This is a genomic window from Paludisphaera sp., from assembly GCF_037189885.1.
Classification (GTDB): domain Bacteria; phylum Planctomycetota; class Planctomycetia; order Isosphaerales; family Isosphaeraceae; genus Paludisphaera.
In genome coordinates this window covers 23641-37640 of sequence record NZ_JBBCIR010000097.1, presented here as the reverse complement: position 1 = coordinate 37640, position 14000 = coordinate 23641, and the positions used below count along the sequence as shown (strand labels likewise).

Genomic DNA, 14000 nt, shown 5'->3' with positions numbered 1-14000 from the left:
CCTCCAGGGGGACCGGCCCATCGAGTCGATCCGCCCCGGCGACCTCGTCCTCTCCCAGGACGTGACCACCGGCCGGCTCGCCTTCAAGGCCGTCGTCGAGGCCTTCCACAACCCGCCCAACTTGACCTACGACGTCGACCTGGGGGGCGAGGTCGTCCGCCCGACCGGCATCCACCGCTTCTGGAAGGCCGGCCGCGGCTGGGTCATGGCCCGCGACCTCGAGCCCGGCGACCGCCTGCGGACCGTCGGCGGCACGGCCGAGGTCCGCTCCGTCGCCAGGGGGGAGGAGAAGGTCCCGGTCTTCAACCTCCTGATCGCCGACGCCGACAGCTACCACGTCGGGGCGCTGGGCCTGCTGGCGCACGACAACGGCTTCGTGGAGCCGGTCGCCGCGCCGTTCGACGCCGTCCCCGACGCCGCCGCGCTGGTCGCCGCGAGCAACCCCTGAACGCCCGCGAGGGTCGACGCTCACCTCCCGGGGGCGTCGGCCTTCGCGTTGTACTCGCCCAGCTTCTCGGCCGGCGGCAGGTGATCTTGCAGGCGGAACTCGGGCCGGTCGTGCGAGTTGACGAACGCGGCCACGTCCAGGGCCTCTTGCTCGGTCAGGTCCGGGTCGTCCGGCGGCATGGCGACCTTGAGCCACGCGCCGAGCTTGTCGACCCGCGCCAGCCCGGCGCCCCGGTTGTACGAGCGGCCCCCCCAGACCGGCGGGGCCGCCTTCCCCCCCTGGCCGTTCGAGCGATGGCATTCGGCGCACTTCTCGGCGTAGATCGCCCTGCCCCGCTCGGCGTCGGCCTCGTCGGCCGGGATCGATAGTCCCGCGACCGCGCCGGGGCCGAGGGGCCGCTCGGGGTTCATGGCGATCGGCCGATCGGTCGAGAGCCAGGTGATGTACGCCGCGATGGCGACCGACGGCTCGCTCCCCAGCGGCGGCCGCACGCCGTCGCAGCTCCGCATGAAGCAGTTGAGGATCCGGTCCTCCAGCGTGATCACGCGCCCCTCGCGCGGGGAGTACGCGGGATAGGCCGTCGCCACCCCCAGGAACGTCCCCGCCTCGGGGTGCTTGCCGGCGTCCAGGTGGCAAGACGTGCAATTCAGGGCGTTGCCGACGTACGGCTTCGTCATCGGGTGCGTGGACGTCTCGCGCGTCAGCGTCTCGCCGAGCCGGATCGTCTCCCCCAACGGCCCCGGCGGCAGCGGCGGGTCTTCGCCCCCTTCATCGGCCCCGACCGCCCCCAGGACCCCGATCGCCAGCGCCGTCGCGATGATGCCCGTCGATCGCCTCAAGACTCCATCCTCCATGTCTCGTTTGGAATTCCGGTGTCGCGCTCCCGGTATTCTAGGCCCGGCGACAACCGGGCCCCCCGGCGGGCCGGCCGCGACGCGCTTGATCCACGCCCCCTCGCGCCGTCCAATGGGCGGGGCGCGGCGGTTCGAGACGGCATCCGAGGGGGGGGCGAATGATGACGCGATCGGCGACCTGGGCGGCTTTCGGGATATTGTTGACGGGGCTGGCTATCGCCTCGGCGTCGGAGCCGCTGCCGAGGGCCGAGCCCGAGGCGATGGGGGTGTCGTCGGCCGCCGTGCTCGACTTCATCCGCGAGGCCGACGACATCGATTCGTTCCACGGCGTCATGCTCGTCCGCCACGGCAAGGTGGTGGCCGAGGGCTGGTGGGCGCCGTACGACGCGGAGACACGCCACGCCCTCTTCTCGCTCTCCAAGAGCTTCACCTCCACCGCCGTCGGCCTGGCCGCCGCCGAGGGGAAGCTCTCCGTCGACGACCCGGTCCTCAAGTTCCTCCCCGACGACGCCCCGGCCGACCCCTCGCCCCACCTCAAGGCGATGCGGATCAGCGACCTCCTGCGCATGTCGACGGGCCACCACGACGAGCCGAAGCGTCCCGAGGACCAGGCCTGGACGAAGGTCTTCCTTGCCCACCCCGTCCCCTCGAAGCCCGGGACGCACTTCCTCTACAACACGTCGGCGACCTACATGGCCTCGGCGATCGTCCAGAAGGCGACCGGGCAGACCGTGCGCGACTACCTCCGCCCGCGCCTCTTCGACCCGCTGGGCATCGACGACCCCGAATGGGGGACCAGCCCGCAAGGGGTCTCGTTGGGGGGCTACGGGCTGAGCATCCGGACCGAAGACATCGCCAAGTTCGGGCAGCTCTATCTGCAAAAAGGGAGGTGGAACGGCCGCCAACTCGTCCCCGAATCCTGGGTGGAGGCCGCCACGGCGCTCCAGACCTCCAACGGTAGCAACCCCGACAGCGACTGGGAGCAGGGCTACGGCTACCAGTTCTGGCGCAGCCGCCACGGGGCCTATCGCGGCGACGGCGCGTTCGGCCAGTACTGCGTCGTCATGCCCGAGCAAGACGCCGTCCTCGCGATCACCAGCGGCGTGAAGGACATGCAGGCCGTGCTGAACCTCGCGTGGGACAAGCTCCTCCCCGGCATGCAGGACGCCCCCCTCCCCGCAGACCCCGCCGCGCGCGACGCCCTCGCGCGAACGCTGGGGGGCCTGACGATGAAGACGCCGCGAGGCTCCGCCGAGCCGGCCGCGTCCGTCAACGCGTTCGATCGCGCGTTCCGGTTCGAGCCCAACGACCAGAAGTTGGAGTCCCTGAGCCTGGAACGCGGGGGTGCCGGCGAGGGTTCGCTCACGCTGGTCCTGCGCTCCGACGGCCGGGAAAGCCGCGTCCCCTGCGGCCGGGGCGAATGGACGAAGTCCCGCGCGGCCCTCCGCGGCCCCGCCGAGCAGTCCGTCGCCGCCTCCGCCGCCTGGACCGCCGACGACGAGCTGACCGCCCGCGTCGTGCTCGTCGAGACCCCGTTCCACGTCACCTATCGCATCAAGTTTGAAGCCGGCAAGGCCACGGTCCACCCCGAGGCCAACGTCGCCTTCGGCCCCACCCGGAGCGCCGCGCTGACGAGCGAAGCGGAGTGAGGCGAAGCCCGGGACGGACCACGTCGGACCGGTCGTGGGGCGCGCCGACGTCGTCCGGCTATCCGCCGCGCCGGATTTGAACGAGGCCGGGAACTCCGACCGGATCACTCCATGAAGTCGGCGGAGCGAGGCGTCGAAGGATACCAGCATCATCAGGACGCGGCGGTCTCAACCGCTCATCCGGCGGGGCCAAGGCCGCGTCATGCATGGGATCCTCATTATAGTAGACCTGGATCTTACCGCCGTCCGGCCCCCTGAGCAGGCAGTAGGGTCCCAGGTAGCTGCTCTCGCGCCTCTCGAAGGGCCATGAGAGGGCCTCGGCGAGCCGTTCCGCCACGGCGTCGACGTCGACCTCGGCGAGGCCGTAAAGATCGCTGGGCATCGTGGGACTCGCGGAAAGATCTGGATCACGAAGTGGGCGCGGCCGACAGTTCGCCCGCCCGCCGTCGCGACGCATCGCCTCGATCCCCCTCCGACCGACCGACCATCCGATCCGAATGCCGCTCGAAAGAGCAGTTCGATCCACGAGGTCGGATCAATGCCCCCGGAGGCGGTGCAGGATCAACCGGGTCGTTTCGTCGGGCTCATAGTCGGCCGTATCGACCGTGTAAGTGCCCTCGGGAAGTTCGATGTGAATCCAGGACGCGGGATCGACGTCCTGCGATGGATGCGGAAGTGTATCCCCGGAGCATGCGGAGTCGAAGACGAGGAGCCCCTCACGGGCGACCTCGATGCGGTGGGGCGTGGGCTCCCAGGCGGATTCCGGGACCGACCCGAGGGCTCGTCGTACGCCGCCCTCGCTCTCCGCATACATCCAGCGGACGAAGATCCCGCCCTCGGGGTCAGGGATGAAAGCCGTCTGCATCGGCATATCGCCGAGTATGAGAGCCTCGCCGTGCCCCACCTTGAGAATGCCCAAATAGTCGCCGATGCCGCAGGCCCGTGCATAGTCGCTGACGGATTCGTCGGCCAGATCCCTTTGGACCTCGGAGGGCGACCAACCTTCCACTCCTCGCCAATACTGGGCAACCTCGGCGGGGACGACGATCAGAGGACCCCCGGCCGAACAGACCCAGGTGAATAAAGTCTTCATGCCAGGCCGCCCCGACTCAACGGATTTGGACACCCTGGCCATTTGAATCTAACAACCGACGATTCACCAGGTTAATTTTGCCCGACTCCTAACTCGTGCCTATTCGAAAGCCCGGGCCCACCACCGGCGCGTCCACTCGCGACGGGGCACGATGTCAGGCGCGAGTCTCGCGTCATGGTAGAAGCTCGTGATCGTGGTCTCGACGTAGGCACGGCTTCTGAACGTAGTACCAGATCACCCCCGCACCGTGGGGAGGCACGGCGGACGCCACCCGCCGACACCTCCGTGGCTCGCCCCGCGACGTTCAGCCGGCCGCTTGCTTCAACAGGGCCTCGACGCTCGCCTCCTCGGCCGGGCCCAGGGCGGCGAGGGCGAAGGAGGTGGGCCACATGGCGCCGTCGTCCAGGGGGGCCTGGTCGCTGAATCCGAGGGTCGCGTAGCGCGTCTTGAACTTGCCGGCGGCCTGGAAGAAGCAGACGACCTTCCCGTCCCTGGCGTACGCGGGCATCCCGTACCAGGTCTTCGGGGCGAGGCCGGGGGCGTGCTCCTTCACCAGCTCGTGAAGTCGGGTCGCCAGGCCCCTGTCGGGCTCGTCCATCTCGGCGATCTTCTCCAGCAGGTCCTTCTCGCCGTCGGCCTTCGCCTTGCCGGCGCGCGACTGGGATTTGAGTTCCCGCGCGCGTTCCTTCATGGCCGCCTGTTCTTCCGCGGTGAAACCGTCCGCCCCCGCGGTCTTCCTGCTTGGCATCGCGAAACCTCCATGCCTCATCCGACGACGGCCCTCGGGCGGCCGGCCCGCCGAGGCGTCGGCAGGCTATCGCGCGGGTCGGCCGACGGCAAGGGTCAAGGTGGGAGACGCCGACGCGGAGTCACGCCCATCGATGGCTCGCCTGCGTCCGGAAGCCGGTCACGACGAGGGAGCCGTCGGGCCGGGCCGAAACGACGGCGTAGCCGTTGTTCTCCGCGCCGGAGCCCTCGATCATCCCGACGAGCGTGGCGTAGTGGATCCCGCCGACCTCGCGATAGTCGTTGCGGTGCGAGTGCCCCTGGAAGACCGCGGCCACCCGGCCGGAGCCTTCGAGCACGCGGCGGATCTCCTCGGCGTTGTTGACCGCGTACGAGCCCTCCACGTCCAGCCGCTGATGGGCGAAGACGATGGTCTTCTCCTCCCCCGCCGCCAGGTCGGCCCGCAGCCATTCGACCTCCTCGGCCGGGATGTTGGCGTCGGTCCAGTGCGCGTTCTTGCGACCGTAGGGCCGGCCGTCCTCGCGAAAGCATGCGTCCAGGACGACGAAGTGGAGGCCGCCGCGATCGAACGAGTAGTAAGACCGCCCCTGCCCCACCGCTCCCAGGAACTCATCCTTCGTCAGAGTGTCGACGCAGTGGTTGCCCAGGACGTAGTGCCGCTCGCGCGAGGCGCGGGTGAACTCGGCGTCGATCGTCTCCAGCCAGCGAGCCTCGGTCTCCACGGAATCGGCCGCGTCGATCAGGTCGCCCAGCTCGACGACGAACGCGAGATCGGCGTCGCGGAACCTGGCGACGGCCTCGGCGAGCTTCGCCGGGGTCTCGCGATAGTGCCGCGTTCCGGCCGGCTCCTTGTCGGCGTAGTGCAGGTCCGTGACCATGCCGAACCGGACCGCGTCGCCCGCCGGCTCGTCCGTCGCGCGGGCCCGCGCCTCGCCGGCGGCCGTCGCCGCCAGCACCAGCGCGCCGCCGCGTCCCAGGAACGCCCGCCGGCCGATCCGTCGATATCCGCGATTCCCCATCATCGTCGTCTCCTCCTCCATCAACACCCCGCCGGCCCCGACGGGACGCATCCCGGAGCCTACGGCATCGGCGACATCTCGCGAAGGGCGCGGCGGCGTGCCGGCGCTGGCGGCGACGGCGGCCGGACCGCCGGCGCGCGGGCCGGACGACCCGCCGATGGGTTTCTTCGGGGTTTCCCTGGGCCTATACTGCGCCCTGGTTTTGGGAAGGCGGGCCGCGTCCGGAGCGGCGTCATCGCCGCCGAGGATACACCGGGAGATGAAGAACATGCTTCGACGGGATAGTTTCAGCCTGCCGTTGGCGGCCGCGCTCCTGGCCGGGCTCTGCCTGTTCGGCCCCTGGTCGACGCGCGCCGACGACAAGCTCAAGACCGAGAACGTGATCCTCATCCATACCGACGGCCTGCGCTGGCAAGAGGTCTTCACCGGCGCGGATCCGGAGCTACTGCCGAAGCCGGACAGCGGCCACGCGCTGGTCGAGCAGTACTGGCGCGAGACCCCGGAGGCCCGCCGCGAGGCCTTGATGCCGTTCTTCTGGAGCGTGATCGCCAAGCAGGGACAGCTCTACGGCAACCAGAACAAGGGCAGCGTCGCGCGGGTCACCAACGATCAATGGTTCTCCTACCCCGGCCGCAATGAGTTCCTGACGGGGGCCGCCGATCCCGAGATCCGGAGCAACGACAAGGTCCCAAATTCCAACGTGACCGTCCTGGAATGGCTGCATCGGAAGCCGGCCTACAACAACTCGGTCGCGGCCTATAGCGCGTGGGACGTCGTCCCCTTCGTCATCAATCGCGACCGTTGCGGCTTCCCCGTGATGGGCGGATGGGAGCCCGTGCCCGACGAATCGCCCAGCCCGCGCATGGCGCTCCTGAACGACCTGATCCGCGACACCACGCCGGCCAACGCGGCCGAGGTCTACGACTCGTTCATCTTCCAGGCGGCCCACGAATACCTGGTAACCAAGCGGCCGCGGGTATTCTTCGTCGACTTCCTGGAGACGGATCATTGGGCGCACGCCGGCCGATACGGCGACGTGCTGCTCGCGACCCGGAAGTTCGACGAGTATGTCCAACGGCTGTGGGAAACCGTGCAGTCCCTGGATCAATATCGCGACAAGACGACCTTGATCCTGCTCACCGACCACGGGCGCGGGCTGGCCCCGGAGAGCTGGAAGCATCACAACGCCAGGATCGAAGGGGCGCAATACATCTGGATGGCCTTCCTCGGGCCGGATACCCCGGCGCTCGGGGAACGCGCCGATTGCCCGGAGGTCACGCAGAGCCAGGTCGCCGCCACGCTCGCCGCGTTCCTGGGCGAGGACTACAACGAGGCGGTCCCCGCCGCCGCCCCGCCGGTGACGGACGCCCTCCCCCCCCGCGGCGAATAGCCGGCGGTCGAACACGAATCGGACGGCTCGCATGCGCCGCGTGAACACCGCGCGGCGCGATCGCCCTGGCGTCGGACGAACTCAGCCGGGAGAGGGGACGTCGGGCGCGAGGGCCGTCTCGCCCTGGCCACGGGCGATCGTCCGGGGGATACTCGGGGGGCGACGGGCCGCGACAAACGCAACCTCTCCGGAGATCGCATCCACATGAGGAAGGCAACCATGACCAAGTTCCGCGCGACGGCCCTGGCCTGCCTGGCCGGGGCGCTGTGGCTGACGGGGGCGCCGACCATGAGCATCGCCCAGGACGCCAGCAATCCGCAGAAGCCCGCCCTCCCCAAGGACGACGGCGAGAAGCGGATCCTGGACGCCATCGCCGAGGCCCGCCAGGGGCAGCGGTACGCCAACGTCTCCGACGCCGACGGCCGCCTGCTGCGGCAGTTGACCGAGGCCCTCGACGCCAAGCGGGTCGTCGAGCTGGGGACGTCGACCGGCGAGTCCGGGCTGTACTTCTCGCTGGCCCTGCGCAAGACGGGCGGCAAGCTGTATACCTACGACATCGACCCGGGCCGGGTGGAGGTCGCGAAGGCCAACTTCAAGAAGGCCGGCGTGGAGGACCTCATCGTCATCACCCTGGGCGACGCCCACGAGACGGCCCCCAAGAACACCGAGCCCATCGACGTCCTGTTCATCGACGCCGAGAAGCCCGGCTACGACGCCTACCTCCGCGAGCTTCTGCCGCTGGTCCGCCCCGGCGGCCTGATCCTCGCCCACAACATGCGCCGGCCCGAGCCCAACCCCAAGTACATCGAGGCCGTCACCACCAACCCCGACCTCGACACCTCGTTCGTCCTCATGGACGGCGCCGGGATCAGCATCACCCTCAAGAAGCGTTGAGCCCCGGCTCGCGTCGGGCCGGGGTCATATCTCCCGGCCCGGCTCGCTCACGCCAAGCTGCCGACGAATCAACTCGCACAGCGTGTCGGCGACCTCCCGGTGCCTGGGGACCGGGGCCTGACGCCCGTTGGCCGGGTTGCGATAGACGTCGTGTCGGCCGCCGTGCCGCGCGAATTCGCACCCGGCCCGCTCCAGCTCCCGGATGAGGGCCTGACGCTTCACACTTCCAGCTCCAGCGCCTGCCGCTCGGCCGAGGGAGGCGCGGGAGCCCTATCTTGCGTGACGATCAACTCATAAGCATCCTGGATGTTCTCCCGAAGCTCTTCCAGGGTCGCTCCCTGGCTGAAGACGCCAGGATTCTCGACGAGGCGGCCGACGTACCAATCGCCGTCGCGCCAGTATTCCAGCGTGAATCGACCTCGCATCGGATTCCTCTCGCGAGAGGCTCTCATCAATCTCCCTGGCCTTAGGTTAGCCCGGATGCCAGGCCGTGGACAAGTCGGCGCTCCGCCCGCGCGTCCCGCTCACCCGAAGGCGTAATCCGCCTCGATCGGCGTGAGGTAGTACGGGACGTCGCGGGGGAGGAGGCCGCGGCGGTCGCGGAGGCGGAACTCCAGGGGGTGGCGGGGTACGAAGCCGGCGCGGCGGAGGGCCTCGATCGTCCAGGGGGGGGCGGCGAACGCCTGGGCGACGTCGGCGCCGAGCCGTGTCAGTTCGGCCGCGGCCAGGAGCAACGCGGCGTGCCAGGTCGCGGGGTCGGCGTCGTCGAGCAGCAGGTCGACGACCCGGCCGAGGACCATCCGGCCGCGCGGGAGCGTCGCCAGGATCGCCAGCCCGCGAGCCTTTCCGTCGGGCGAGCGGAAGACGCACGCCGACGCCGGCCGTCGCGGATATCGCAGCAGGTCGTCCAGCCGATCGGGCGTCCGGGCGGCGACGACGGCATGGCGGGCGGCCCCGGCGACGACCTCGCGCACTTCCGGGCCGAAGGACGCGACCGGCTCCAGATCCAGCCGGACGGTCGCGGGCCGGGGGGGCCGGGCAAGGCGGCGGGCGACGTCGCGGACGGCCCGCGCGGCCTCGCCGGGCGACGTCCCCACGGCGCGGAGGCGGCGGAAGGGGCGGAGGACTCGCTCGTGGACCGTCACGGGGGGCATCGATTCGTAGCCTCCCCGACGGATCACCGACCGGCCGGCGTCGCTGCCGCCGAGCCCGATCTGCGCCGGCGCGGCCTCGTGGGCCCGCCGCATCAGGCTGGCGCCGACGGCCCGGTGCTCGCGCGAGCCCAGCCAGTCGATCATGTGGAGCGCGGGGACCGGCGAGGCTAGCCCGGGCCCGGCGAAGGCCGTCGGCGCGAACCCGACGTGGCCGACGATCGCGCCGGCCTCGTCGGTCGCCACGAAGCTCCGGGGGGACGGATCGGGCTCGTCCCCCCGGGCATCCAGGTATTTCCACCGCAGCACGTCGGGCGCGGCGAACTCGGCGTCGGCGGGCGCGCCGAACCCGGCCGTCAGGAACCGCGAGAGGGCCGGCAAGTCGCCGGCCGCGAGGGGGCGGATCTCGACGGCGCGCTCGCTCACTTCTTCGCGCCGGTGACGGACTTGATGTATTCCACCTCCTCGGCGATGTACGGCGTGCCGTCGCGGCGGAGGATGTCGTGGAACCAGACCGGGGGCTCGCCGTCGTAGGGCTTCTTCCAGGAGTCCCAGGGGTAGATAGTCTGGCTCTTGCCGTCGATGAAGCCCCAGTTATAGGCCCCGACCTTCTCCTGCTTCAGGTAGCCGAGGAGCGGGTCAAAGCGGCTGCCGTTGGGGCGGGCCATGTACTCGGTGCAGAGGACGGGCCGGCCGTATTTCTTGAGGGCGTCGACCTCGGCCTTCATCTTGTCGGGCGTCTTGTAGTTGTGGAACGAGATGACGTCGGACTGCTCGATCTGGAACTTGTTGATCGGCGTCAGCTTGTCGGGATCGGTGAGGTCGTCCTTCCAGACGCCCATGGTGAGCGGCTGGCTGGGGTTCACGGCGCGGATCCAGGCCAGCTCCTTCTTGAGAAGCTCCCACGCCCGCTCGGTCTTGTCCTTAAGCTCGGTGGCGCCGTAGCTGTTGGCGTTGGGGTTGTCGGCCTCGTTGAAGAGGTCCCACACCTGGACGCGGGGGTCGTCCTTGAAGCGCGTGACGACGGCGACGACGTAGTCCTTCAGCTCGTCGTGGCGCGATGGGTCGCCGAGGATCGCGCGACCGGGCGACTGCACCCAGCCGGAGTTGTGCAGGCCGGGCTTCGGCTCGCGCTGCTTGCCGGGCTTGGGGTCGGTGTCCCAGACGCCGTCGAAGAGGACGATCATCGTGCCGATCTTGTGGCGATCGGAGATGGCGAGGTACTCGTCGACCCGCTTGAGGAAGCCCTCGGGATCCTGCTTGTAGGCGAGATCGTGCAGGAAGACCCGCATGCTGTTGAAGCCCAGGTCCGCCGCCCAGCCCAGCTCGCGGTCGATGGTCTCGGGGTCGAACGTGTCGGCCTGCCACATCTCCAGCTGATTGATGGCCGTGCTGGGGCAGTAATTGCAGCCGACGAGCCAGGGGTTGGCCTCGCCCCAGGCGCGGGCCTTCTCGACGGGCCAGGGGCCGTCGGCGGCGAGGGCGGCCGTGCAGGCGAGGGCGGTCGCGAGGGTCGCGGCGAACGCGAGGCGATGACGTCTCATGTCGAGGCCTTCATCCGAGGTTGAGAGGTGGGGCCGGCGGCCCGTCCAGGCCGCAGTTTACGCCCCTCCCCCGCCCCGATCAACGGGCCCCGCCGAATCCGCCCTCGGCCGATTTGCGTTCCGCGCCGGAGGGGTCATAATACAGCCGATCGCCGGGTGGGGCCGAAACCGCCACGCTTCGATACGTCTTCATCCCCCGCCCCCCTCGCGATCCACCTCCGAAACACTCCCCGGGCGGGCGGGGCGCCGAGGAACCGGCGCGCCCCGCCCGCCTTTCTTGGTTGACATGGTCGGCCTCCCGAGGCGGACGAGGCCGCCCCGGGGCCGATTCAAGCATGGGCCGCTACCCGCCACGATGTGGCGAGGTCAGCCGGCCTTCTTGACGTCGCAGCAGGCCGAGCCGCCGGCCTTGCAGCAGTCCTCGTTCTTCTTGCAGCAGTCGGCGGCCTTCGCCGTCTTGACGCAGCAGGCCGAACCGCCGTCCTTGCAGCAATCCTCGCCCTTGGCGCAGCAGTCGGCCTTCGCCTTGTCGCAGGCCTTCGCCTTGTCGCAAGCGGCCTTGCCCTCGGCGCACTCGGCCTTCGCCTTGTCGCAAGCGGCCTTGCCCTCGGCGCACTCGGCCTTGGCGTCGGCGCAGGCGGCGGCCTTGTCACAGGCCTTGGCCTCGGCGCACTCGGCCTTGGCGTCGGCGCAGGCGGCGGTCTTGTCGCAGGCCTTGGCGTCGGCGCAGGCGGCCTTGCCCTTGTCACACTCGGCCTTCGCCTCGGCGCAGGCGGCCTTGTCCTTGTCGCAGGCGGCGGCCTTGGCGGCGTCGTCGGCGTTGGCCTGGGCGGTGACGAGCATCGCGGCGAGGGCGAGGAGCCATCCAAATCGAGCCATGATCATGAACTCCGTGAAAAACAGTAACGGACGTTGATGGGTGGAAGAATGGCTTCGGACGGACCACGGGCTGGGCCGAGAGTAAGCGGACGAGACGATCTCGTCGATGTCGGAATCGCCTACGATCAGCCCGGCGCGTTCGAGGGGCGCAAGGCCCCGGGCCGCGTCCGGGTCGGATTATGGGCGGACGCTTCGCATCCAGGACCGTGGGACGCGCGGAGGTCGGGCAGGCTCGCGACGCGCGGCGGCATGCCGCGGGTCGTCGGTCGGTCACGGGTCGCCGGGGTCTCTCCGCCGCGCGAATGGGCGCGTGGAGGCCGGGCGACGGCGCCCGATGCGCAACGGTCATGGGCGAAGAGGAGGAGGCGACGGCGTGGAGATACGCCGCGAGTCCCCCGAAGGGCTCACGTCCGCAGGTGATTGCAGAGCAAGCAAGGGAGGGAGCCGGCCCCGGCCGCGACGACCACGGGCGTGGACACGGCGACCGACGGCGGGGGGACGATCCAGAAGGTGAAGAACGTCGCGACCGCCGCGGGGAAGTCGATCTTCAGGGGGGCCGGCGAGACGAACGTCGAACGCGCGTCCCGCTCGGTGCGATAGCCCGCCACGATGTGGCAGCAATCGCAGCCGCAGTCGTCATGGTCGTCGACCGGCGGCTGGGGACGGGACGTGGGGGCCGTCGAACAACATTTCCCGGCGGGCTCGCCGACCGACGGCGCGGTCGCCACGGCCGGCGGACAGTCGGTCAAGCAGAGCGCCATGTGGCTGATGCGCGGATCGGCCGCGACGACGACGGCCACGAGGCCCGCCATCGCCATGAACCTCACCGGTAGGATTCGTGAAATCCCGCGCATCATGGCCTCGATGGGACGATCCGCACGTCGGGGAAATTGGCCGAGGGCTTCGGAGAGTCCCCACGCTCTCCACCACGTACTATACATGCCCCGCCCCGTTGGGGCAAGGTCGAACGGGCCCCCCGCGACGCGCCCGGGAGGAGGTGGCTTATGACCGCGCGGAGATTGCTGGCGTACGTCGCCCCGGCGGCCCTGATCGCGGCGGCGACCCTGGTCCTGGCGGATTCCTCCCGGCACGACGTGGGCGATCGGGCGGTCCTCGTCGGGGTGATCGCGGCCGCCTCGCGGCTCTACCTGAAGGATCGGCGGCTCATCGCGGCCATGCTCGCGTTCACGGCCGCGACATGGGCGACGGGTGCGGAGCCCCCCGCCTGGGCGTCGGGCCGGCTGACGGCGATCGCGGAGTCGCGGGCACCGATGCCCCTCGACTTCAAGGACGCGGGCTGGAGACCGGAACTCGACCGGGCCTCGGTCGCCGCGCGGGTCGAGGGCGAATACCGACTCCACGCCTTCGCCTTCTTGAACGCCCTGGCCTTCGCGACGCTGGCGGGAGTGTCTTTCATCGCGGTCAGCCGCCCCGACGATGGCGAAGCCAGAGATTGAATCGCCACTCGCGCGCGACCGATCTCAGGCTCGCGTCACCCCCGCCGCTTCCATCTGCTTCCAGGCGACGGCAAGGGAGCCGTCGAGGTCGATGGCGCGGCAGGCGTGCTCGATGACGGCGACATCGAAACCCAGGCGGCGGGCGTCGAGGGCGGAGTAGGCGACACAGAAGTCCGTGGCGAGGCCGGCGAGGAACAGCCGGTTGATCCCGCGTTCGCGGAGGTAGCCGGCGAGGCCCGTAGGGGTGGAGCGGTCGTTCTCGAAGAAGGCGGAGTACGAGTCGACCTCGCGATGGTGCCCCTTGCGGACGATCAGCCCCGCGCGTCGCGCGTCCAGCTCGGGGTGGAACTCCGCGCCCGGCTCGCCCTGGACGCAGTGGTCGGGCCAGAGGATCTGCGGGCCGTAGGGGAGCACGATCGTCCCGAAGGGCTCCTCGTCCGGGTGCGACGAGGCGAACGAGAGGTGGCCCCTCGGGTGCCAGTCCTGCGTCAGCACGACATGGGCGAAGTCCCGGGAGATCTCGTTGATGATCCGGGGGACCTCGTCGCCGCCGGGGACCGCCAGCGCCCCGCCCGGGCAGAAGTCGTTCTGGACGTCGATCACCAGCAGGGCGCGGTCGTCGGTCATCGTCGGCCTCGGGTGGAGGGACGTTTGGGGAGAGGCATGCCGGTAATCTACCCCCGGGCGTCGAGTCGCGGCAACGGCCCCCGGGGCGGCTCGGCGGGAGGGGTCGCGAGGAAATTCGTGAGAAACCTGAAATCCGCCGCCCCCCGCCGCGGAGCCTTTGAGTGGTCGATGGTCGCGCTCCTTGGCATGCCGGAATCGGTTCAACCCGCGACGGGGATGCCGCGCGACATGGCGGAAGGTCCGCGCGG

The 14000-nt window shown here is 70.1% G+C and carries 16 protein-coding genes; 5 read left to right on the top strand and 11 right to left on the bottom strand.

What is annotated here, in order from left to right:
* Positions 1-448 (top strand): polymorphic toxin-type HINT domain-containing protein (locus WG209_RS22960; RefSeq protein ID WP_337177436.1); only part of this gene is annotated, 448 nt, incomplete at its 5' end.
* Between the two features lie 20 nt (positions 449-468).
* Here WG209_RS22960 and WG209_RS22955 read toward each other — a convergent pair.
* Entirely contained in the window at positions 469-1287 is an 819-nt protein-coding gene (locus WG209_RS22955) for a c-type cytochrome (RefSeq protein WP_337177435.1), read from the bottom strand.
* Positions 1288-1460: 173 nt separating this feature from the next.
* Here WG209_RS22955 and WG209_RS22950 point away from each other — a divergent pair, with 173 nt between their 5' ends.
* A complete protein-coding gene (locus tag WG209_RS22950; RefSeq protein ID WP_337177434.1) occupies positions 1461-2951 on the top strand; it encodes a serine hydrolase domain-containing protein in 1491 nt (496 codons plus the stop codon).
* Positions 2952-3486: 535 nt separating this feature from the next.
* On the opposite strand, the gene WG209_RS22945 is transcribed toward WG209_RS22950, so the two are convergent.
* From WG209_RS22945 to WG209_RS22935, 3 genes are all read right to left on the bottom strand, one after another.
* Positions 3487-4044, bottom strand: coding sequence for an Imm21 family immunity protein (locus WG209_RS22945; RefSeq protein WP_337177433.1), 558 nt, complete (start codon positions 4042-4044; stop codon positions 3487-3489).
* Positions 4045-4348: 304 nt separating this feature from the next.
* The gene (locus WG209_RS22940) at positions 4349-4792 is read right to left on the bottom strand and encodes a DUF1801 domain-containing protein (protein ID WP_337177432.1); all 444 of its coding nucleotides are present in this window, start codon (positions 4790-4792) and stop codon (positions 4349-4351) included.
* A 121-nt stretch (positions 4793-4913) separates the two neighbouring features.
* Positions 4914-5813 carry a metallophosphoesterase family protein gene (locus tag WG209_RS22935; RefSeq protein ID WP_337177431.1) on the bottom strand — a complete coding sequence of 300 codons (900 nt, stop codon included), beginning with the start codon at positions 5811-5813 and terminating at the stop codon, positions 4914-4916.
* Between the two features lie 265 nt (positions 5814-6078).
* On the opposite strand from WG209_RS22935, the gene WG209_RS22930 reads away from it, so the two are divergent.
* Positions 6079-7200, top strand: a complete 1122-nt coding sequence (locus WG209_RS22930) for an AP protein (protein WP_337177430.1) — start codon at positions 6079-6081, stop codon at positions 7198-7200.
* Between the two features lie 204 nt (positions 7201-7404).
* Positions 7405-8094, top strand: a complete 690-nt coding sequence (locus WG209_RS22925; RefSeq protein WP_337177429.1) for a class I SAM-dependent methyltransferase — start codon at positions 7405-7407, stop codon at positions 8092-8094.
* A 24-nt stretch (positions 8095-8118) separates the two neighbouring features.
* On the opposite strand, the gene WG209_RS22920 is transcribed toward WG209_RS22925, so the two are convergent.
* The 6 genes from WG209_RS22920 to WG209_RS22895 form a co-directional block, all read right to left on the bottom strand.
* Positions 8119-8316 (bottom strand): type II toxin-antitoxin system HicA family toxin, encoded by a 198-nt coding sequence (locus WG209_RS22920; RefSeq protein WP_337177428.1) that lies wholly within the window; start codon positions 8314-8316, stop codon positions 8119-8121.
* On the bottom strand, positions 8313-8519 hold the full coding sequence (locus WG209_RS22915; RefSeq protein WP_337177427.1) for a type II toxin-antitoxin system HicB family antitoxin: 207 nt from the start codon (positions 8517-8519) through the stop codon (positions 8313-8315). The genes WG209_RS22920 and WG209_RS22915 overlap by 4 nt, the downstream gene beginning before the upstream one ends.
* Before the next feature lie 99 nt (positions 8520-8618).
* A complete protein-coding gene (locus tag WG209_RS22910; protein ID WP_337177426.1) occupies positions 8619-9671 on the bottom strand; it encodes an acetyltransferase in 1053 nt (350 codons plus the stop codon).
* Positions 9668-10789 carry a cellulase family glycosylhydrolase gene (locus tag WG209_RS22905; protein ID WP_337177425.1) on the bottom strand — a complete coding sequence of 374 codons (1122 nt, stop codon included), beginning with the start codon at positions 10787-10789 and terminating at the stop codon, positions 9668-9670. The genes WG209_RS22910 and WG209_RS22905 overlap by 4 nt, the downstream gene beginning before the upstream one ends.
* A 366-nt stretch (positions 10790-11155) precedes the next feature.
* On the bottom strand, positions 11156-11668 hold the full coding sequence (locus WG209_RS22900) for a hypothetical protein (RefSeq protein WP_337177424.1): 513 nt from the start codon (positions 11666-11668) through the stop codon (positions 11156-11158).
* A gap of 404 nt (positions 11669-12072) precedes the next feature.
* Complete coding sequence (locus WG209_RS22895; protein ID WP_337177423.1) at positions 12073-12480, bottom strand: hypothetical protein; 408 nt, start codon at positions 12478-12480, stop codon at positions 12073-12075.
* Positions 12481-12672: 192 nt separating this feature from the next.
* On the opposite strand from WG209_RS22895, the gene WG209_RS22890 reads away from it, so the two are divergent.
* Positions 12673-13125, top strand: a complete 453-nt coding sequence (locus tag WG209_RS22890; protein ID WP_337177422.1) for a hypothetical protein — start codon at positions 12673-12675, stop codon at positions 13123-13125.
* A 24-nt stretch (positions 13126-13149) separates the two neighbouring features.
* On the opposite strand, the gene pncA is transcribed toward WG209_RS22890, so the two are convergent.
* Positions 13150-13752 (bottom strand): bifunctional nicotinamidase/pyrazinamidase, encoded by a 603-nt coding sequence (gene pncA, locus WG209_RS22885; RefSeq protein ID WP_337177421.1) that lies wholly within the window; start codon positions 13750-13752, stop codon positions 13150-13152.
* Positions 13753-14000: the final 248 nt, after the last annotated feature.